At 59.6% G+C, this 19717-nt stretch carries 17 protein-coding genes; 5 read left to right on the top strand and 12 right to left on the bottom strand.

Features of this window, described 5'->3' with window-relative positions:
- Positions 1-34 precede the first annotated feature (34 nt).
- From SYN65AY6A5_RS00870 to nrdJ, 10 genes are all read right to left on the bottom strand, one after another.
- Positions 35-583 carry a chemotaxis protein CheW gene (locus SYN65AY6A5_RS00870; RefSeq protein ID WP_011430974.1) on the bottom strand — a complete coding sequence of 183 codons (549 nt, stop codon included), beginning with the start codon at positions 581-583 and terminating at the stop codon, positions 35-37.
- Positions 584-690: 107 nt separating this feature from the next.
- On the bottom strand, positions 691-1065 hold the full coding sequence (locus tag SYN65AY6A5_RS00865) for a response regulator (RefSeq protein ID WP_011434291.1): 375 nt from the start codon (positions 1063-1065) through the stop codon (positions 691-693).
- A 47-nt stretch (positions 1066-1112) separates the two neighbouring features.
- On the bottom strand, positions 1113-2357 hold the full coding sequence (locus tag SYN65AY6A5_RS00860; RefSeq protein ID WP_011434290.1) for a response regulator: 1245 nt from the start codon (positions 2355-2357) through the stop codon (positions 1113-1115).
- A gap of 385 nt (positions 2358-2742) precedes the next feature.
- Positions 2743-3222, bottom strand: a complete 480-nt coding sequence (locus SYN65AY6A5_RS00855; protein WP_099812945.1) for an NUDIX domain-containing protein — start codon at positions 3220-3222, stop codon at positions 2743-2745.
- 6 nt (positions 3223-3228) lie between these two features.
- Positions 3229-4461 (bottom strand): hypothetical protein, encoded by a 1233-nt coding sequence (locus SYN65AY6A5_RS00850; protein WP_099883726.1) that lies wholly within the window; start codon positions 4459-4461, stop codon positions 3229-3231.
- Between the two features lie 54 nt (positions 4462-4515).
- The gene (locus SYN65AY6A5_RS00845) at positions 4516-4698 is read right to left on the bottom strand and encodes a hypothetical protein (protein ID WP_240527838.1); all 183 of its coding nucleotides are present in this window, start codon (positions 4696-4698) and stop codon (positions 4516-4518) included.
- Positions 4699-4768: 70 nt separating this feature from the next.
- Complete coding sequence (locus SYN65AY6A5_RS00840) at positions 4769-6943, bottom strand: argonaute PAZ domain-containing protein (RefSeq protein WP_099812941.1); 2175 nt, start codon at positions 6941-6943, stop codon at positions 4769-4771.
- A 64-nt stretch (positions 6944-7007) separates the two neighbouring features.
- Positions 7008-7484: a hypothetical protein gene (locus tag SYN65AY6A5_RS00835; RefSeq protein WP_099812939.1), complete on the bottom strand. Its 477-nt coding sequence runs from the start codon at positions 7482-7484 to the stop codon at positions 7008-7010.
- Between the two features lie 58 nt (positions 7485-7542).
- Positions 7543-8643, bottom strand: coding sequence for an aspartyl protease family protein (locus SYN65AY6A5_RS00830; RefSeq protein WP_099812937.1), 1101 nt, complete (start codon positions 8641-8643; stop codon positions 7543-7545).
- A gap of 156 nt (positions 8644-8799) precedes the next feature.
- Positions 8800-12219 (bottom strand): ribonucleoside-triphosphate reductase, adenosylcobalamin-dependent, encoded by a 3420-nt coding sequence (gene nrdJ, locus SYN65AY6A5_RS00825; RefSeq protein ID WP_240530956.1) that lies wholly within the window; start codon positions 12217-12219, stop codon positions 8800-8802.
- Positions 12220-12599: 380 nt separating this feature from the next.
- Here nrdJ and SYN65AY6A5_RS00820 point away from each other — a divergent pair, with 380 nt between their 5' ends.
- The 3 genes from SYN65AY6A5_RS00820 (at position 12600) to SYN65AY6A5_RS00810 (ending at position 16525) form a co-directional block, all read left to right on the top strand.
- Positions 12600-13790, top strand: a complete 1191-nt coding sequence (locus SYN65AY6A5_RS00820; protein WP_011430984.1) for a site-2 protease family protein — start codon at positions 12600-12602, stop codon at positions 13788-13790.
- A 114-nt stretch (positions 13791-13904) separates the two neighbouring features.
- Positions 13905-15212 (top strand): pitrilysin family protein, encoded by a 1308-nt coding sequence (locus SYN65AY6A5_RS00815; RefSeq protein ID WP_011430985.1) that lies wholly within the window; start codon positions 13905-13907, stop codon positions 15210-15212.
- Positions 15212-16525: a pitrilysin family protein gene (locus tag SYN65AY6A5_RS00810; protein ID WP_011430986.1), complete on the top strand. Its 1314-nt coding sequence runs from the start codon at positions 15212-15214 to the stop codon at positions 16523-16525. Before SYN65AY6A5_RS00815 ends, SYN65AY6A5_RS00810 begins: the two co-directional genes overlap by 1 nt.
- Before the next feature lie 229 nt (positions 16526-16754).
- Here the strand turns inward: SYN65AY6A5_RS00810 and SYN65AY6A5_RS00805 are convergent, their stop codons facing one another.
- Positions 16755-17474 (bottom strand): DUF554 domain-containing protein, encoded by a 720-nt coding sequence (locus tag SYN65AY6A5_RS00805; protein ID WP_011430987.1) that lies wholly within the window; start codon positions 17472-17474, stop codon positions 16755-16757.
- Positions 17475-17648: 174 nt separating this feature from the next.
- On the opposite strand from SYN65AY6A5_RS00805, the gene SYN65AY6A5_RS00800 reads away from it, so the two are divergent.
- Together SYN65AY6A5_RS00800 and SYN65AY6A5_RS00795 are read left to right on the top strand one after the other, a co-directional pair.
- On the top strand, positions 17649-18173 hold the full coding sequence (locus SYN65AY6A5_RS00800) for a GNAT family N-acetyltransferase (RefSeq protein WP_099812932.1): 525 nt from the start codon (positions 17649-17651) through the stop codon (positions 18171-18173).
- Between the two features lie 3 nt (positions 18174-18176).
- Entirely contained in the window at positions 18177-18887 is a 711-nt protein-coding gene (locus SYN65AY6A5_RS00795) for a hypothetical protein (protein WP_011430989.1), read from the top strand.
- Between the two features lie 6 nt (positions 18888-18893).
- Here SYN65AY6A5_RS00795 and psb29 read toward each other — a convergent pair whose 3' ends face one another.
- Positions 18894-19613, bottom strand: a complete 720-nt coding sequence (gene psb29 / locus SYN65AY6A5_RS00790) for a photosystem II biogenesis protein Psp29 (RefSeq protein WP_011430990.1) — start codon at positions 19611-19613, stop codon at positions 18894-18896.
- Positions 19614-19717: the final 104 nt, after the last annotated feature.

The raw sequence follows: 19717 nt of genomic DNA, 5'->3' as shown, positions 1-19717 counted from the left end.
AAGTGAGGGTAAGTCGGGGAAAAGGTCGCCAAGATCAAGGGTTTGCCGAGGAATCAACTGAGTTGAGCTTTTGGACAATGGCAAGAGGGTCGAGCACCCAGAGAGGCTCATCCCCTTCCAACACCAGCCCTTTGCAAGAGTCGTAGAAGTTCTCCAGTCGAAAGTTGTTTTGTGCTGCCTGGGCTTTTGTTAAGGGTTGGATCTCCTCGGCGGGCACTCGAGCTACTCCTTTCACGTGTTGGGTTGCCAGGCCCAAGCCTGTTCGCACTGGCGATGCAGAGCCCCCAAATTCTGGGCGCATCACCACCAAGTGGTGTTCGGGCTGCCCAAAGTCCAAGGGCTCTAGGCCGAGAAATTGCGGCAGATCCAGTCCCCAGAGAATGCGATTGCGATAGTTGAACAAGCCCAGCACCCATGCGGGCTGGTTGGGGAGAAGGGTAAAGTGGTGCGGGCCAACAATTAGAGCTTCCTGGGCAAATGCCATGGGCAAAAGGGCCCGACAGTCTACCCCCAACTGTAGATGTAAGTACAGCTCGCCGGTACGGGTAGAAGTAGGGCTGTGTGGGGAGAAAGCTACCGCCATTGCCGTTCTCGCTCTGCCAATTCTAAGACATCTCCTAAGAACAATTCGTGATAATCACAGGGATCCTAACTGGAGGCGCAGCTCAGCAAGGACAGGAGTGGCAAAAATCATGAGCTCGGGCTGAGCACTACTGATTTCACGGCCCGCAAAATGTCTTCGCGGGTAAAAGGCTTGGTCAGATAAAGATCGATCCCTTGCTTCATGCCCCAGAGTTTGTCCAGCTCTTGATTTTTAGAAGTACAGGCCACAACGGGCAACTTTTGGGTTTCCGGGTTTTTCTTGATTTGGCGGCACAATTCCAGCCCGCTCATGCCTTCCATGACCAAGTCCGTCAGCACCACATCGGGTTTGTCGTTGCGGATCTGCTGCAATGCCTCTTGGGCGTTGGCCACCGCTACCACCTGATAGCCTTCTGAGCGGAGGTAATCGCTGATGAGCTGTCGCTCCGAGGCCACATCTTCCACCACAAGAACTTTCACCATGATCGACATCTCCTTATCTCTTTTTCGACGAACCTTTAGAGGGATCCCTAGCTGAGATAGCGAAACACCATCTGCAGCAATTCTTCCTGCCGAAAGGGCTTGGTCAGGTAATCGGTGGCACCGGCCAGGCGCGCCTTCACCCGATCGATCAGACCTTTGTGGCCTGTGACCATCACCACCGGCACATCCTTTAACACGGAGGATTTGCGGATGAGGCTGCACAATTGGTAGCCATCCACGTTGGGCATACCCACGTCCAGCAGGATCAAATCTGGCTTGAGGGTGGTCAGCTTCATCAGGGCTTTCAAAGAGTCGCTGATGGTGTGAATGACCAGGTTGTGCCCTTCCAACAACCGCTGCAACTCGCTGAGCATGGCTTCGCTGTCGTCAATACAGGCCACAATCCAGGTTTTCGAGGCTTGGGGAGATGGGCCTAGATCTGCAAGCCCGTTGGCCAGGTGAAGAGGGACGGTGGGAGTTTCTGAGGGCTGTGATTCTGTCTCAAGCTTGGCCGAGTAGGTTTTGGGCAGCCGATCAAAGGGGGGCTGGGGATCCCGCAGGACAAGGATACCGGCTTTGACCAGAGGATGTAGGCGGCGAGCGATCTGGAGGTCGTCTTGATCGAGAAGGGCGCTCAACTGGCGGAAGCTAAACCCCTTCAGTAACCGGCCTAGCCGTTCCTGTTGCTCGGCGGGAAGGCGTTCTGCCTGGGCCCGGCTGGCAAAGTAGGGCCGTTGGTAGGGGGAGGTGATCTCAGGCCCCAAAGATTGCCATGCCCGTAGCCGCTTTTGGATCAGGTCGAGCAGGGATCCCCCATCCCACTGGCCCAGGGTGGGCACGTTGTCCAGTGGGATGATCTCCTGCTGAAAGCCCCCTGGAACCAGCAACAGATTTTGCAGCACCTCCTCGCCGATCCAAGCATTCAACCTGCGCGCAGCTTCCCAAGGCAGCAGTTGCTCCGTTACCATCCAACTCAGCCCCAGAAGGTCTGCAGGTAGAGGCCCAGTCTCCTGAGCCAATAGCGCCTCCACCTGCCGATGGATGCGTAGGCAATTTTGGCGAGTCAGAGAAAAGACTTGATGGCTGAGCCGACGCAGGTGGCGATCCAAGCGCTCCAAGGGCTCCAAGCTGTGGTGAGCAAACCCCAGGCGACCTTGGTGAAACACCAATGACCAAGTGCCCAGCCCCTCCCCTTTGTCCAAGGCACTGAAATACCGAACAACTCCTGTGAAGCTGACCTCTGCGTTCAGCAGATGGGCCGAGACTTCTGTACAGACGGGGGGACGGTTCATGGGTCGAGAGGACGTGCTCGGACAATTTCCTGCGCTGAGGTTGATGACACGACTGAAGTCTTAGCTACCCCACAAGCCGGTGAAAAAATGCTTTCCAGAATACAGTTCAAGCCCAGCCCTGACCCAGACGAGATCTTTAGATGAGCCAAGCCCAACAAGACGGCCAAGGCTGCACGAACTCAAAGGCAGTTTCAGCGTTCAATTCGTATTCAGAAAAACTCTCCTCCTGGGGAGATCGATGACTATTGCTCATCAGCCAATCTCTAAAGGTGAAGGCTAGCCCTCAGATTGTCTGCTGGCTTTCTTACTCGGGAACTTCCCACGGAAAGCCTGCAAGACAAGATAAAGGTAACCCCGATAAACCTCTTCCGTAAAAATACGGAATTTAGGTCTTCTCCAATTTCCAAAGCTGCTCCAGGTGGGCTTGGCAGCGGCGCAGGAGCTGGCGACTTTCTTCAAAGCTGATCTGCTCCAACGCCTCGGGGTAGGAGCACCAGCGGTAGGCGGCCACCTCCTCCGGTTGCACCTGCAGGGCCGGAGGAGGAAATTGGGGCGGCAACAAGGCCACGTAGTAGGTAACGGTTTTGGCCACTCGGTTCCCCTCTGGATCCGTAAAGGTGTAGGCTTCCTGCAGCGTCAAAGGGTCAGACTGGCCGGGCAGGGTCAGGAGCTGGTAGTCGGTTAGGCCGGTTTCTTCCCGCAACTCCCGCTGGGCTGCCGCCAAGTCGCTTTCCCCCTCATCTTTGTGGCCTTTGGGAAAGGCCCAGTGCCCCTTCTGATGCTGGATGAGCAGGTAGAGATGGGATCCCTGGGCGGGCGGGAGGGGCAGGATCGGGATTACGCCGTAGGCGGCATCGGTCAGCATGGGGAGCTAGTCTCCAAAGAGTTTGATGGCGGGCGGCCTGGGATCGAAAACCCCGTTGGGATCCACCCGCGGGCGCTCCACCCCTTGCAGGGGATAGAGAGGGCGACCCGTGTCGAATTGAAAGAGGTAGATAGGCAACTGGCTGCTCCCCAAAGGCAAGAAGGCTAGGGTATCGATCTGGGTAAGGGCGTTGCGGCTGGCCGGTCGGGTGAGGTTAAAGGCGGCGATGCGGTCTTCCAAGGGGGTCTTGGCCTCGCTGCGTCGGCCTAGGCCAATGCTAAATTGCTGGTTTCCCTGCTCATCCACCCCCAAAACCTGCACATCTCCTAGCTCCACTGGGGGCGTGCTCTCCGGCAGGCCGGCCACCACCGGCGGCGCATCCACCGGCGGCTGCGAGGGCAAAAAGCGCAGCTGCACCCCCTCCGGCAGGATGCGGTAGTCCTGGTAGTCGTGCCGGATGGAAAGGGATCCCCTGAACAGGCGGCGGGTCAGGCCCTCCAGCGTCCAAAACCCGTAGGCCAAATTGATGCGGGTGCTCTCCGGCAGCCAGTAGCTAACCCCTGCCTGGGGATCCGGCACTGCCGCAAACCCTATCAGGGCATAGGCCTGTCCCCACACCCCCGACAAAAACAAGAGCACCTGCCGCGGCAGCCCCGACTCCGGATCCAGCCACAGCTCCCGCACCTGGCCCTCTTGGAGAGGCTCTAAACGCAGATGCTGGACAGGGAATCCCGCCAGAGTTACCCGTTCTGAGGAGAGGACGCGGTAGCGGCTGGGATCAGCCTCTAGATGAAAGCTCACCGAGGGCAGGAGCGCTTCGGGCCGGCTCACGTACACGGAATACAGCTTGAGCAAGTCCGATTGGTTCACCGCTTCCAGTTGCCGCGAATCCAACAGGCGAACACGATCCCCCTCGGCTACCCAAGCCTGCCAACTGCCGTCGCGGCAATAGAGCACATCCAAGGTGGCTGTAAAGGTTTGGGATCCCTCCACCCGCACCTGCTGGCGGTACTGCAAGTTGGGCAAAGGGGGCAGTTGCTTCAAAGCAGCGTTGTAGCGCTCCAGCCAAAGCTGGGGATCCTGGTCAGAGCCTCTCGAGGAAATGAGCTCCGCTTGGGCCAAAGCCAAATCTGCTGAGGGTAAGCCAACTAGCCCCGCAAGCAAAAGCACAACCCCGCCCAGATAGCCATAGAGGGATCCCTGCCGTCGCCACCTTCTTACAGATTGTCCGGGGGGCATCAGCTCACCTTGGCCTACTTTGCTGAATGGGGAGGCTCTCTCCTGTCTCCATGCCTACTCAATGGCAATAGACTGGGGGCCTTGCGTGGAGGCCGGCGGATCCTCCACCCTCAAGCCCTGCGACTCTAGCCAACTGCGCAGCGGATCCTGCCTTACATCCAAACGCAGCAGGCCGCTGAGAAAGCCCCCGCAGAAGACAACAGGGTTGCTCAGAAAGGTCTTCCAGACCTCATTCATCTCCATAGCCGCAACACCAACCACCCCCCCAATCCTAGCAAGGCCGGCAGGTGGGGATCCCCTCCCTTGGCTAGACGGCAATCAACTTCTCTCGGTTTATGTTCTGCAGCACACTAAAAATGCTGTTGCCAATGCGCTGGAACTCTTTACTGCTTTTGTCGGCAAAGTGCAACACCCAAGGGAGCCTGCAAGGCTGAAACCCACTAGCAGGATGAAGCTGGGAGAGATGGTAAGTTTGTATAGCCAGAACTTCCAAAGGAGTGTTGCCGTGTTCATGGACAACTCGCAGCGGTCTTGCGCTGCCAATTGGCACCGAGGACTTCTTAATAGGCTGGCTTGTTACGAGCATAAATGACCTTCGTTCATGGTCAAAAATGACAGTGCCCATTGCAGCATCTTTATATCTGCCTTCTTCTTGAATCCCCATTCTTCCCGCGCCACTTTTGCGCACTCCAACAATATCCACAGCAATCTTTTCTTTTCTTAGTTCCTCAATTGTTTTATCAAATTCGCCTCTTTGAACTAAGCCATCCCTCATCAAAAGAACCTTTCTAGGGTATCGATGAAATTTGTTGTAGAATCTATTGACGAGCTTGGACACGGTTTGATAAATTGCCTCGCCGGAAAAAGTTTCTCCTCTTTGTATATCGGGCAACTCCCAGCCTAAGCTTTGACCATTGGCCAGTACCGCGAAGGCAGAGGTTCCGTAGTAAAGCTCTCGATTCGTCCCCACATCAAAACCAATGGTAAGCTCGGAGCACTCAGGATGATCGAGGGGTTCAAGCAACACGGGTTGCCACGCAGCTTTACACAGAAGTCCTAGTACGACATTTAGAGCTTTGTAGGGGTCAGCTCCAGGAATCATAAACTGAGTTGCTATTCCTGCTCGAAGTGCTTGCAAGCGGATCTTTTGCTTGTGCTCATCAGGCGACAAGGGCATGACAACCAGAACAGTTTTGATCCCTTTGTCGGCCCAGCTTTGCCAAAACCTCTGTTGAGCAAGGTCGCCTTCAGGTAAATCTTGACGGGTTGCGTAAAAGTCTATTTCAACTCTTGCTCCGCTCTTTTTAGCTACTTCAAGTAGGCACTTGCGAACCTCAGTAGGATACTCATGTTTATTATCGTCAAGATTTAGAAGTCCAAACTTTGTCTCGCCAACCCTTGCACATCCTTTGTACCTAACTCTGGCTGGGTTCTCGATTGCTTGATTGTTGCGACCCAGTAGTCTTGGCCTTGGCAGGATATAGCCCTCTATTTTCAGAGGCTGAATTCTCTCTTGAGCAATGGGAGATTTGTAGATTCTTCTTATGATAGTCTCTGCAACTTTTTTAGACTCTTGAAGTCTATATTCTAAACTTTTTCTAAAATGCTCGATGACCGAAGCACTGACTTTTTTACCAGGATTTCTAGCATCTTCTATGCTGGCCAGCATCTCCAAAGTTAAGACAGGCGATAGCCTTCGAGACAGATGGGGAAAACACCCTCGACCTGAAGATACTTTGACTACCCAGGAGCTTTCCACTTCCTCTCTAGGTGCACTGTGCTTCTGCAAATGATACTCCGCTAGACTCATGTTCAGCTCTGGCAATTGAATCTCCCACGGCGACTGTTTGGAAAGGATACCCAGATATTCCCAAGTCTGGCGTTTATCGTATGTATTCTGGACCCACTGGATCGGGACATCTGGATAGTTCTCAAGCCACTCATGCAAGGTCCATGGCGTGTAGAAATGGTACTGAACATCTATCTCTATGTACAGCTCACTGTCCTGGTTGACAACAACATCTATTCTTCTTCCTTCGTGGATTTTCCAACCCTCTCCACAATCAACTTCTTCCTTCTTCCACCAAAGTAAGCTGCCTCCTGATGTTTCAACTTCGGTTTTCCCAGAGTACAAAGATTTGAGACACAGCCGTAGCCTCCTACGCTCAAAGCTTTCGAGGGCATCTTTTTCTTGGACATTGGTGCAGTTTAGAACTCTCTGTCCAATTTCCTCTAGTTCCCCGTCCTTTGTCTTAAGTTTATCGGGGTCAACCTTTTCCCGGGCTATAATGCAGCCCTCTAGAGGAACAGCCACTACACCTAGCTGATTACAAACCCTTGCGAGGGCTTTGTGCTCTTCCCCCGGAGCGGGGAGAGGGTTTGGCTTGCAATGGTATCCGTAGAAGGTGAGATCCTCCTGAGTTAGCCTCTTAACGAAGAAGCGATTAAGAGTAACCTCAACTTTCTTCTGGAGTAAATTCATTGGCAGACTCTAGTTTCAAGTTTCTCTCTAGGATCTCTAGGATAAGCTCTAATTCTCCTGCTCTTCACGAGGGATCTCCAAACAACCCTGGCGGAGCCAAATCTCTGCTGATCGCCTCCGCCTGAAACCGACCGCTCATGCCCACCACCTGCCACTCGGCGCTGCGATTTCCCTGGCGGAAGCGCAGCCGTCGGGCTCGCAACGGCACCACTTCTACAGCTTCTACCAGAAATTGTTGGTATTCGCCCAAATAGTCTCGGTAATCCGGGGGCAAGTCAGCGCTGCTGTTGATTTGAATCCAAAACACCCGTCCTGCTTCGTTGCCATAGGCGCGGATTTGTTCCTGGCCGCGGTATTGCTCCACCCCGCGCAAGCGCTGTCGCCCCACCGGCATGGGCTGTGCCCATTCGGGCAAGGGATCCCCTAAGCTGATCGACCAAGCCGGCCCGCTCAGCCCTAGCCAACAGAGCAGCAGTAGCCCCCAAACCCAAGGCCATCTGTGCAGCGTGCTGTTCCCGGTTTTCAAGGCTCGGCCGAACATGGCAAGTTCTTCTCCGCAAGTGATCCCAATGCTTTTGGATGTTGAAAACAACTTCGTCTCAACGCAGGCGAAAGCCAATCCGACCACGTTCACTATCGAAAGCAACGTCGGCGTTGAAAAACAGGGGCATGCCCAACAGTTGCACGCTCTGGTTGCCGTTGACAAAGATCCGATCCCGGCTGGGCGTTACCGGAAAGCCAACCCGGATGCGGTAGTCAAAGGCTCCTCCCAGCACAGCTCGCCACTCCGAGCCTGGGGGTAGGGTGGCGGTGGGAAAAGGAGCGGATCCCAACAGTCGAACGTTGAGGAAGATGTCGGAAGCGCCGCTGTCAAATACGGTGGGGCTGAGGACATTTTGGATAGAAGTATTGCTGATGCGGTAGGCCACTTGCAGAGCTTCATCCCGCCAGATGGGCGTGCCATCGGGAAAGCTACCCACCTGGGGCAGTGGCCGAAAACTGAAGCCAGCGGTGTTGGCCTCGGTCAGGCCGACGGTGAAAAGGCCCTGAGCAGACTCAAAGCCGCCGGTTTGGATGATGTACCCCGAGCGAAAATTGCCCGGCAGGCGAGTGAGAGGGCTAAACAGGTCGCGGTCAGGGCTGCGTTCGTCCAAAGAGGTGCCCAGGATCCCAGCAAAGGGCCGCCCTGGTCCAAACAGCCTGTCGGAACAGCTGGCCACCAGCGGCTCCACACAGGTGATTTGGTCAATCAACTGAATCGTGACCGGCTCTCGGCTCTGGATCCCACCCAAGCTGAAGGGAGCGCGAGCCAGCACGCCAATAAATCGCGTGCCATCAGCGAAGGTTACCGTGGAAGGGATCCCCGTCCGCTCTAAGCCAAAGCGCCCTGCCACCGACGACAGAATACGCAGCCCCGCTGAGCCGGTATCCAGAAGCACTTCAGCCTCGCTTCCAGCCACACCCACTGTCAAGCCCAGCAACTTAAAGCGGCTGGTGCCCAGAGTGCGCACCGCTAGAGGAATCGACCGGCTGCCCGGCTCAGGCGGAGGAGGGATCAATCCAGGAGGGGAGGTCCCAGAGCCCTTGAGGCTAGAACAGGCGATCCCCAGCAGCACCACCAGCGCCAGCACCAGCCCCCTTAGCCTGCGCCAGATTTCCACCGTCCAGGCTTTCCTCGGGAGCTGCGCTCCTGTCTGCATCAGATCCTCCAGCCACCAAACGCTCGAGCAGGGAAAACCGGCCTATGCCAACCCCCCCTGCCCCTAGCTTGCCGAGGGGGCTGCCAAGGCGCGCAGTGCTCGGATTCCCGGCCAAGAACAGTGTAGCCAGAGCCCGAGGCGGGATCCCCCCTTCTGCTAACGGGACGGGTTCTCGCCCTGCGGGCTAGCCTCCGGCATCAGACAGCCGAGGGCATCACACCCTGCTGGACCCTCCGCGGTTAGGGCGAGGTTGCGGTCATAGCGCGCCAGCGCCTCGTAAAAGTTGTCGGTCTTTCGTCTTTGCTTGACCTCGGCCATCAGCCGCTCGTAGGTGGCCTTGTCGATTTTCTCGAAGGGCAAGCGGGGGAAGGGAGCGTCGAAGCGGGCCAGCAGTGCTGCGCTGATGTAGCCCTCGTCGTCGCGGATGGCCTCGTAAATGCGGGATCCCAGCGCCTCGATCTCGTCCTCCCGCAGCTCGAGGGTGGCCGAGGTGTTGTGGGTGGTGTAGTACTTTTGCACCTGCATGTAGAAGTCGAACTGGGCCAGGGCAGAAAAGCGCTCAATCTCAATCTCCTCAGCGCCGGGCAAGTTGGCCCACTCCACCTCCACCGGCAGCTCCACCAGCCACTCGGTGCAGCGGGGATCAAAGGGGTCGTTGAGCAGGTTGCCGTGCTCATCCTTGTCCGACTGGGCGGGCACCACCGAGTAGCCGTAGTCCAGACAGGCGAGGGCCACGGGGTCGTTTTTGGCAAAGGTGATGCGGCGGATGTAGCGCTGGGCCTTGGGCGGGTGCCAGCCGGGGGAGGCGTTGGTGAGCAGGGACTTGGTGCCGGCGGGCTGAACAGTGGTGCAGCGGTTGGGACGGCGCAACCCGTGGCGGTCGCAGTAGTCCCAGACCACGCGGTGGACGACCTCCTTCCAAAAGCTGAGGTATTCCCGCTCCTGCTGCTTGAACTCCTGCCCCAGGGGCGTATCGGGCCTTCCTGCTTGCCACCAGCGCAGCCAGTCCACCCCAAAGGCTTTGACGCAAAAGTCAAACAGACCGGTAAACGAGACGCCGACAATGGGATCCCATTCCCTTGAGCGCTGGAAGCGGGGCTCAACAAAGCGGTGGTGCAATAGCGCCGCAGCCGACAGGGCCCCTGCCGTAAAGGCCTCCTCTTGCTCCTGGCGGTTGTGGGGATCTAGCCGGTTGAGGTGGATCTCGGCCAGATTGCAGTGGAAGTCGCATCCGATGATCTCACCGCAGTTGTGGACAACCAACCCATTGGCATCAAAGCAGCTTGGGCCGGGCACGGTGCAGTCATAGACCGGTTCCACGCCGTCAGGCTCCAGGGCTGCAACTGTAACCGTAAACCACTCCCGGTTGAGCCGGCGCTGGTAGCTGCCGAGCAGTTCACCTAGCTTCTGAGCTTTGCGCGGTTCTCGAAAGCCCACCACTGCCTGAAACTGGTGCAGGTTGTCCCCGCTAATGACCAGCTCGTGCTGCACCTGGCAGGCGTAGGGGGCTGGCTGGCGCTTGCTATCAGGCAGCAGACGATACCCAGCGGGACGGCGATTCTCGTAGATGGCCGAGACAATCCCTAGACGCGCCAGCATGCGCTGCACAGCTTTGAGGGTGTCCAGGTTGCTTTGGGAAAGCCGCACACTAACTCCCTTCTCTTGACCGCCCTGCACACTGCCGTCTGCGTCAAACAGGCCGCACAAAAAGCCGCGGTGGAAATCAAAGCTTGTGGCTTCCAGTGCCGCAGTCATTTGCTTCTGTCCTGGAGCCATGCCGAACTTAGCCGCCAGTTTCGCCAAGCCGGTGGAATGGATAACCCGGCACTTCAGCTTGGGGTGATAATAGGTCTCTGGCCGGCGAGGTTCGTACCCTACCGCAGCCTGCAACAACTGAGCCGCATGGAGGCTCATCTCCTGCTGCGTATCCTGCCAATAGCGCAGTACAGCCGTGTCATTCCACTGGGTTGTGGCAAGGCTGCCGTCGCCCAGCAAATTCCCCAAGAGCCAGCCTTCCTCCCAGGTCCCCTCACCATCCCAGGGGGTTAGGTCGCGATGGTTGTGCAGCAGAATGCGGTCGCCCGGGCGGAGCCCTTCTGCCGGCACCCATTCCGTGTATTGCGCCTTTGAAGTCTGGGCAATGACTTTGAGAACACGATGGTTGCCCGTCAGCCGAAGAGAAAATCCCTCCTGGGTCACCAGCTTGAGCACGGGCTTGGTGCCGGAGTAGAAAAACCCCTCTGGGGTCGTGCTGAATAGCTCGCCGTTGACGTAGGTGCTGTGCTGCTTGCCAATAAGGTCTTTCACCTGGCGCGGGCCGTCGCCCGTGTGGATCCAAGTGTCTGCGGTAACGCAGGGGTTCAGCCCATACCGTTGCACCCTATGCCACGTTGGCGGTTGGACAGACGGAGAGCTACTAGCTGCCTGCCGCTCCTCTATCCAGCGCCTAGCTCCCTCGGGTCCCTCCGAGGCATAGACGTTGAGGAACTCCCGCTTCAGCTCGGGGGTGTTGATTAGGTCGGCGTTGGCCCGCGCTACGGCTTCCCCAGCCCACTGGATAGCCCCCTCGCCGGAGTAAAACTGCTTGCGCACGGCAGCAATGCACTCTTCCCGCGTTGGCTTGCGGTGAAATACCCGGGTGTGGTTGGCCATGCGCAGGGCATCTCGCTCAGGGTCAATTCTCCAGTTGCCCTGCTCGTCCTGCTGCCAGAGATTGTCTTTGGCGCTAGATCCCAGCTCGTCGTCGGCGGCAAACTGGCGCATACCTGCACTACGGCGGATATTCCCCGCCACCACCGTTGCGGCCGCCTCATCAATGAGCAGGCAGCACTCCACCGAGTTCAGTTGCCTGCCCACGGCTTTGTTGAGGATGGCGGCACAGCGCTGGTACAAGCCGGGCAGCTTGATGGGGTTGGCCACGCCCCCAAACCCTTTTAGCCGCTCCCCAGCGGGGCGCACATGGCTGAGATCCACCGTCACCTCCACCTGACCCCCAAAACTGGGATCCGCCGCCAGCTCCAAGAGAGCTTGGTAAGACTCCACCCAGCCGCGGCGGCTATCGCCCACCTGGATGTGCACCCGGGATCCCTGCCGCTGGATGGGGGTGTGCTCCTGCCGAGAATGCCGCGGCGTGGCGCCGATGGATCCCACCACCTGCACCTGCAGGCGGTTGAGGATGGGGGGCAAGCGGTTGATGAACTGGGGCTCCAGCACCGCCCCCGTGCCGCAGCCCATCATGGCCAAATCCATCATCAGGCCAAAAGAGCGCCAGTCCACCACGGTGAGGCTGGTGCAGTTGTAGGCACCGGAGTAGTTTTCCGGCTTCTGGATCCAGTCGGTGCCCATCACCCACAGGGCCCGACCGGAGATCAAGGCCTTCAACTGCCGCTGCAGACGTTCCACCAGCTCCCGCTCTTGGGGAGTAAGGCGCCCTAGGCGGGCAATATCGGCCAGGGTCCGATCGCAGACGTCGCTCCAGGTCTCGCGGCTGCTATCTGGGCGACGCCGACTGTAGGTACGGTAGAACACGGGGGCAGCCGCCGGGGCCGTGGCTGGAAATTCGCCCAGGGAGCCCATACCAAGTCCCTGGATTGCCGGAGAATGTGCTTCCTTGCTCTGAACCATAGTTACACCCCTTCTGCAAAGCTGCCTTTGGGAAAGCTCCTTTGAGCGCCGGTTTACAACCCTGCCGAGCCAATGCCCAACCACGTTATCACAATCTTCAGAAGCCTGGTGTTGTAGGTGGTGGTGTTCTCTAGGCAACTCCTCAGGATCCCCTAGGGATAGGGCAAGCTCGGTTACCTCCCCCCGCTGTTCCCCTGGGCTGGCGGCGGCGGGTGGGGAAGGAAGACCAGGCAAAAGGGCTACAGTGGAAAAGAGGGATCCCACGTCAAGTCTGCAATGGCACCTTCCTGGGCCTTCTCCCAAGTAAGAGCTTTGTAAGGAGTTGCATCGCCATGACCAGTCGCCTGCGCATCGGTAGCCTGTGGGGGATCCCCCTCTTCCTTGACTACACCTGGTTTCCGGCGGCCCTGTTGCTGGTGCTCTCCTATGGCGTGGTGACGGCCCTGGGGCTGTTTCTCTCTTTGCTGGCTCACGAGCTGGCCCACAGCCTGGTGGCCCGCGCCTATGGGGTACGGGTGAGTTCCATCACCCTGTTCATCTTTGGCGGCATGGCGGCCATTGAGCGGGAAGTCCCCCGTCCCCTGGGCGCTTTTTGGGTGGCCCTGGCAGGGCCCCTTCTCAGTTTGGGCTTGTTTGTCCTCTTTAGCGTGGCCGGAGCTTGGGCTGGGCCGGGGTCGCCCCTGACCTCAACCCTCGCCAGCCTGGCTGCCATCAACCTAATGATTGCCCTGTTTAATCTGCTGCCGGGACTGCCCCTGGATGGGGGGCAGATGCTCAAAGCGGCGATCTGGGGTTGGACAGGGGATCGGCAAAAGGGCATGCTGTGGGCGGCTCGCGCTGGGCAAGGGGTAGGCTGGGGGTTGGTGGCCCTGGGGTTGTGGGTGGTGTTCTTAGGGAGCCTCAACGGCCTGTGGATAGGCCTGATTGGCCTATTTATCGTCAACAGCGCCCGCCGCTATGAGCAGTATGCGCAACTGCAGCAGGTGCTGGCCCGCCTAAAAGCTGCGGATGTGATGACCCGCCGGTTTCGGGTGGTGGATGCGGGCATGAGCCTGCGGGAGTTTGTCGATCGCTACCTGGTGCCTTCTTCCCTCAGGCCGGAAGCCCCAGCTCAGCCAGCGGACGTTTATTTTGCCGAAGAAGATGGCCGCTACCGCGGCCTGGTCAGGCCGGAACTGCTCAACGACATCGAGCGTAGCCAGTGGGATCACCTCACCCTCAAAGCCATTCTCAAGCCGATGGAGCAACTGCAGGGGGTGCAAGAGGAAACCCCCATCCCCCAGGTGATTCAGATGATGCGCCAGGCAGAGCCGCGCCGCATTCTGGTCTTCACCCCCAGCGGCGCCATTGCCGGCTTGATCGACCGCGGCGATGTGGTAGCGGTGGCGGCGCGGGAGTTGGGGGTGGTACTGCCCCAGGAGGTGGTGCAGAGGCTGCGCGACAGCGAAGAATGGCCCCCTGGCTTCCAGGTAGAAGAAAACCTCGCCGGCGAGGGATCCCCTAATCCACAGCAGCAAGCGTGACGAGAGAGGGGCTGTGGCAGGTTTTTGATGAAAGGTGACCTCACATACTGTCTTGAGCGGCTTTCGTCGTTAAGATTTAATAAGATTAAGGATGATCTCTATCGATTAAGAATTTTGAATCGCACACACCGTCTTTTGCCTGCCCATACCTATTGCCTGAGCAACGGGCTGGGCGTCATTCTTCACCCTATCCCAATTGCCGATTCTGCAACTGTCGATGTCTGGGTTCGGACAGGCGGGCGCAACGAGCCACCAGAGTGGCTAGGCATCTCCCATTTTCTGGAGCACATGGTCTTCAAGGGCAGCGAGCGACTGGCCCCCGGCGAGCTGGATCGGGCCATCGAGGGCCGGGGGGGAATTGCCAACGCTGCTACTGGCCAGGATTACACCCACTACTACATGACAGTAGCTGCCGCCGATCTGCCGGAGACTTTGCCCTATCTGGCGGAGGCAGTGTTGCGGGCCGGGATCCCCGATCAGGAGTTTGAGCAAGAGCAGCAGGTGATTTTGGAGGAGATTCGCCGCGCTGCTGACAACCTGGGCTACACCGCCTATCAGCTCCTCATGGAAACTGCCTTTGGGGTGGAGCACCCCTATGGGCGACCTGTGCTGGGCACGCCGGCAAGCCTGATGGGGTTGACCCCAGAGCTACTACGCGCCTACCACCGCGGCTGGTACCGACCCGAATTCATGACGGTGGTGGTGACGGGAGGCATTGATCCTGAGCGAGCTCTGGCCTTGGTGGAAAAGGAGTTTGGCGGCTCCGCCGGTGGCCCTGGTTGGATTGCCCCTCCGATCTCTCCTCAGCCCCGCCCGCAGGGGGTTCTGCGCCGCGAAAGCGCCCACGCCCGCGCAGAAGAGGCCCGCCTGAAATTAGCCTGGCCCACTGTCAGCCTCGACGCCTGGGAGCAGGTGTGCGGCCTAGAGCTGTTGGCCGTAGTGCTGGGGGAGGGCCGTAGTTCGCGGCTGGTGCATCTGTTGCGCGAGCAGCGGGGCTGGGTGAGGGCTATCGGCTGCTCTTCGCTGGTGCTGAAGGAGGGGGGGCTCTTTTGCATCAGCGCTCAACTGGAGGTAGAGGATTTGGCACAGGTGGAGTCAACCATCCTGCACGAGATCGAGAAGTTACAGCAGGACGGCATTGGCCAAGCGGAGCTGGATCGCGCCCGGCGCATGCTCACCCACGAGCTGCTCTTCTCCGCCGAGTCCCCCAGTCAACTGGCCAGCCTCTACGGCTACTACGAGACCCTGGTTGGGGTACAGCGCCTGCAGGAGTACCTGGAGCTGTTGCAAGCGTTTACTCCGGCGCAAATCCGCGAGCTGGCGCAGCAGTATCTCTCCCCTCAGGCTTACGTGGTCGCTCTGCTCAAGCCGGCTGCCTCTGACGCTGCCGCGGCTTCGGAGCTGCAACTGGCCTGCCGTTGATGGCCTTTCAGTCTTGGATCCCTTGCCCAATGCACCCCACCCTGTCCACCACCCAACGCGGCCATCTGCAGCGCCTCTGCTTGACCAACGGCATCACGCTGCTGGTGGGCCAGAACGCGGCGGTGGAGATCCTGGCTGCCCACTGTTTTTTTCGCGGCGGCAGCCGGGTAGAGCAACCGCAGCAGGCGGGCTTGAGCCAGTTGCTGGCCGCTGTCCTCACCAAGGGCACCCGGCAGCGCGACTCCCAGGCTATTGCCGCTTGGGTGGAATCGTTGGGAGCTTCCCTTTCGGTAGACAGCGCCGCCGATCATTTCGAGGTCGCCCTGCGCTGTGTAGCGGAGGATTTTCCGGAGCTGTTGCAGTTGCTGGCGGAGATCCTCCGCGATCCCAGCTTTCCCGAGGCAGAGGTGGCGCGGGAGCGGGACTTGATGCTGCAAGCCATTCGCGCCCGACAGGAACGGCCTTTCAGCTTGGCTTTTGATCAGGTGCGGCGGGCCCTCTATGGGGATCACCCCTACGCCCTGCCAGAGCTGGGAGGAGTGGAAACAGTGGGATCCCTGACCCGCGAGGATTTGCTGGCCTACCACGCCACCTACTGCCGCCCAGAGGGCATGGTGATGGCGGTGATCGGCCCAGAGCCGCCCGAGACAGTGGCGGCCCAAGTGGAAGCGGCTCTGGGAGATTGGGTGAGCGCCGGCCCGCCCGCCCCCGACCCAGCCCTGCCGCTGTCTCCCTTGGAGAGGCCGCAACTGCTGAAGCTGCCCCAGCCCACCCAGCAGACGACGATCTTGATGGGCTTCCGCGGCTCCCCTGCCGCTTCCGCCGACTATCCGGCCCTGAAGCTATTGGCCACCTACCTGGGCAGCGGCCTGTCCAGCCGCCTGTTTGTGGAGCTGCGCGAGCGCAGCGGCCTGGCCTATGAGGTCTCGGCCTTTTTTGCCACCCGCCGGGATCCCGCCCCTTTTGGGGCCTACCTGGGCACGGCACCGGAGAACACTTTGGTGGCCCTGGAGCGCCTGCAAGCGGAGATCCGTCGCCTCCACGACACCCTCCTGAGCGGCGAGGAAGTGGAGATGGCCCAGCGCAAGCTCTTGGGCCAATATGCCCTCAGCAAACAAACCAACGCCCAAGTGGCCCAACTGGCCGGTTGGTACGAGATTTTGGGCCTGGGCCTGGAGTTCGACCAGCAGTATTTGCAGCGAGTAAGGCAGCTCACCCCTGCCCATCTCCATCAGGCCGCAACAACCTACCTGGTCAACCCGGCCATTGCCCTGGTGGGGCCGGAAGAAGCTTTGGCAAAAGTTGAACTGTAGGTGGGTGCCACGAGGCAGGCTGCCGACTTCTGCGCAGCGGCACGACGGGGCTTGCCGCGCACCGGGTCAGTTTCCGGATCAGGCTTTTTCAAGACGCGACCCTTACTGCTGCTGGCCCCCAGCAGCTAGGACGGCGGTCAGGGTAGGGCTTAGAGGATAGAGAGGGAGGTTCCAGACGCTCTTGTGCTGGGTTCCCTTCTCCCCCAGGGCGAGAGCCCCCTCCAGTTCCCTAGAAATCGAGATCCCAGAGGGGGAAAAATCCCACCAGCAGCTCCACAATCACCAAAGCGGGCAGCAGGTTGGCCACCCGCAGGCGGGCCAGGCCGAGCAGGTTAATGCCAATACCCAGGATGAGGATCCCGCCAGTGGCTTCCAAGGCGGCGAGCAGGTCTGGGCGCAACAGCGGCTGCAGTTGCCGCGCCAGCAGGGCCACGCCTCCCTGAACCAAGAGCACCGGCAGGGCGGAAAACAGCGTGCCCCAGCCGAGGCTGGCCGTAAAGGCAAGGGTGGCAATGCCATCCAAGGCGGCCTTGACCAAGAGCAGCGAGGGATCCCCCAGGCCATCCTGGATAGCTCCCAGCAGAGTCATGGGGCCGACCACAAACAGGATGGTGGTGGTCACGAAGGCGCGGGCGATAGGGCTGGGGCCCAGCCAGGGGCTCACCCGCTTTTCCAGGCCCTGTCCCAGCCGCTCAAAGGCGGCCTCGAGGTCGATCCCTTCCCCCAGCAAAGCCCCCCCGATCAGGGCCAGCAAAACCGTTACCGCCTGGGCAGCGCTGCTGAGGGTGAGAGCCATCTGGATCCCCAAGACCAACACCAGGGATCCCAGGGCTTGCAACAGGGTTTGGCTTATGCGTTCGGGCAGGCGACGGCCCGCCGCCCAACCGAGGCCGCTGCCCACTAGGATCGCGAGGGCATTGACAAGGGTGCCGGTGCCGGGAGGAGCCATACAACGTGCCCAGAGCTAAGCTTTCTCGATTATTTCTCAGTCTCGGATATAAGGTTCGTCCCAAGCCTGCGCGGAAACACCTGGGCAGATGCACCATTTCTGCTGCCGATCCTGGCTATACTGAGGACACGCCCGCCCAGGCTAGAGGTGGGCTTTTACTCGGCAAAAATTCAGATGAGCTTTTGGAAAGGCCTGTTTGGGGCAGCAGGGGCCGCTACAACCAAAGAGCCGGCGCAAACAGCCAAAGCCGACCGTCGCCAGGAAACGTTGGCGGTGGGGGGGGAGACTATTGTCTTTAGCCTGGATCCCAACTTGGATCTGTATGAGCTGGAGGAACTTTGCGATGCAGTAGGGTGGTCGCGTCGCCCCATCCACAAGGTTAGGAAAGCCCTGCAACACAGTTTTCTGGTGGTGTCGATGTGGCAGCAGCGGGGCAGCTACCGTCGCCTCATCGGCTTTGCCCGCGCCACCTCTGACCACGCCTTCAATGCCACCATCTGGGATGTGGTGGTGCATCCTGAGTTTCAGGGCCGGGGGCTGGGCAGGCGGCTGATGGAAAAGGTGATCCACGAGCTGCGCGCCCAAGACATCAGCAACATCACCCTCTTTGCCGACCGCGATGTGGTTAGCTTCTACGAGCGGCTGGGCTTTACGCCCGACCCGGAGGGGATCAAGGGCATGTTCTGGTACCCCCGCTAGCCCATGGCTGCTCTGCCCACGGTGATCTTGCCCGGTTATCTGGCGGGCGCCTCTGAGTATGAGCCTTTGCGTCGGGAGCTGGAGGCCCGCGGTTACCCGGCTCGGGTGGTGCCGCTGCAGGTGCGCAGTTGGCTGCCTACCCTGGGAGGAAGGCCCGTCACGCCCATCTTGCAGGCGCTGCAGGCCACGATTCGGCGTACCCAAGCCGAGTTTGAAGTGGACCGGGTTAACCTGGTGGCCCACTCCGCGGGCGGCTGGATTGCCCGCATCTACCTGGGATCCGTGCCCTACGGGGGGCAGGTCTGGCAGGGGCGGGAGCACGTTTCCACCCTAATTAGCCTGGGATCCCCGCACACCAGCCGGGAGCGCTGGACAAGGCGCAACCTGGACTTCGTTAACACCCACTACCCGGGAGCCTTCTGGCCACAGGTCAAATACGTCTGTGTGGCGGGCAAGGCCATCCAAGGGCGGCGCGTGGGCCTGGGATCGCTATGGCGGCAGGAGCATTATCTGGCTTGGCTGGCCTACAACAGCTACCGGCTTACCGCCGGCCAAGGGGAGCTGTGGGGAGATGGCATCACCCCCATTGAGGCCGCCCATCTGCCAGGGGCCATCAACCTCACCCTTCCCGACTGTCACCATTCTGGTCGAGGCGGGCGGCGCTGGTACGGCTCGCCTGAGGTGGTGGACAGGTGGGCCCCCTATTTGGTCTAGGGGGTTTTAGCCGCTGGACTCCCTGCGATCGGCGGCGGGAGTCTCGGGCAGCGAGGCGGTGGATTGGCGGCGCTCCTGTTGGCGCCGGGCCGCTTTCACCATCTCCTCGACGATGGCCCGCGCCTGCTTCAGGCGATCCAAGTTGCTGCGGTAAAGCTCCAGATCTTTTTTGACTCGCTCCGGCGAAAAGGGTAGGTTGCCGATCACGTCCTCCAGAAAGTGGCGGGTGCGCTCTTCCGGCTCCTTGTAGAGCGAGGTGGCCACCGCTTCGTAGGCCGTGTAGAGGCCAACCGCCAAAACTCGGCTGTAGGCGTAGGGGGGCTGGGTCATGCGCTGCAAAATCGCCTTCAGCCCGCCCACATCTTCTGCCTCCGGCTTGAGACAGAGCAGGTTGTATCGCTGGACGGGATCCCCGCTGCGCATCAGCTCCAGCAGGTCGCGGGCGTTCTTGCGCAACACCTCCGGCTTCAGGTGCAGCGCCTTGCAGAGGGCGTTGAAGATGGCCTCGCGCTGCTCTGGGGGATGGTAGGCTTCCATCAGGCTGTCGTAGAGAGTAACCAGACCCAGGGCAAAAAAAGGATCGTAGACGAAGGCGCTGTTGACGGTGGTCAGGTGCAGCTCCACCAGCAACTCCTCCACCACTCGCCGGTAGGCGGCGTTGATCGGACGAGGGTAGGCGCTGAAAAAGGCCGCTTTGGTGGCGGAGAGGGTACGAACAGGGTTCACAGGCAGAGAAAGAGAGACCTTGAGGCAGATTTATTGCTTTCCTCTATTGTCCCCTGCAGCGACTCTGAGGGCAAGCAAGGGCCCCGGTTCCGCTATGGTGGGAT

The sequence above is a fragment of the Synechococcus sp. 65AY6A5 genome (genome assembly GCF_002760415.1).
GTDB lineage: Bacteria > Cyanobacteriota > Cyanobacteriia > Thermostichales > Thermostichaceae > Thermostichus.
This window is presented reverse-complemented; position numbering and strand designations above follow the sequence as displayed.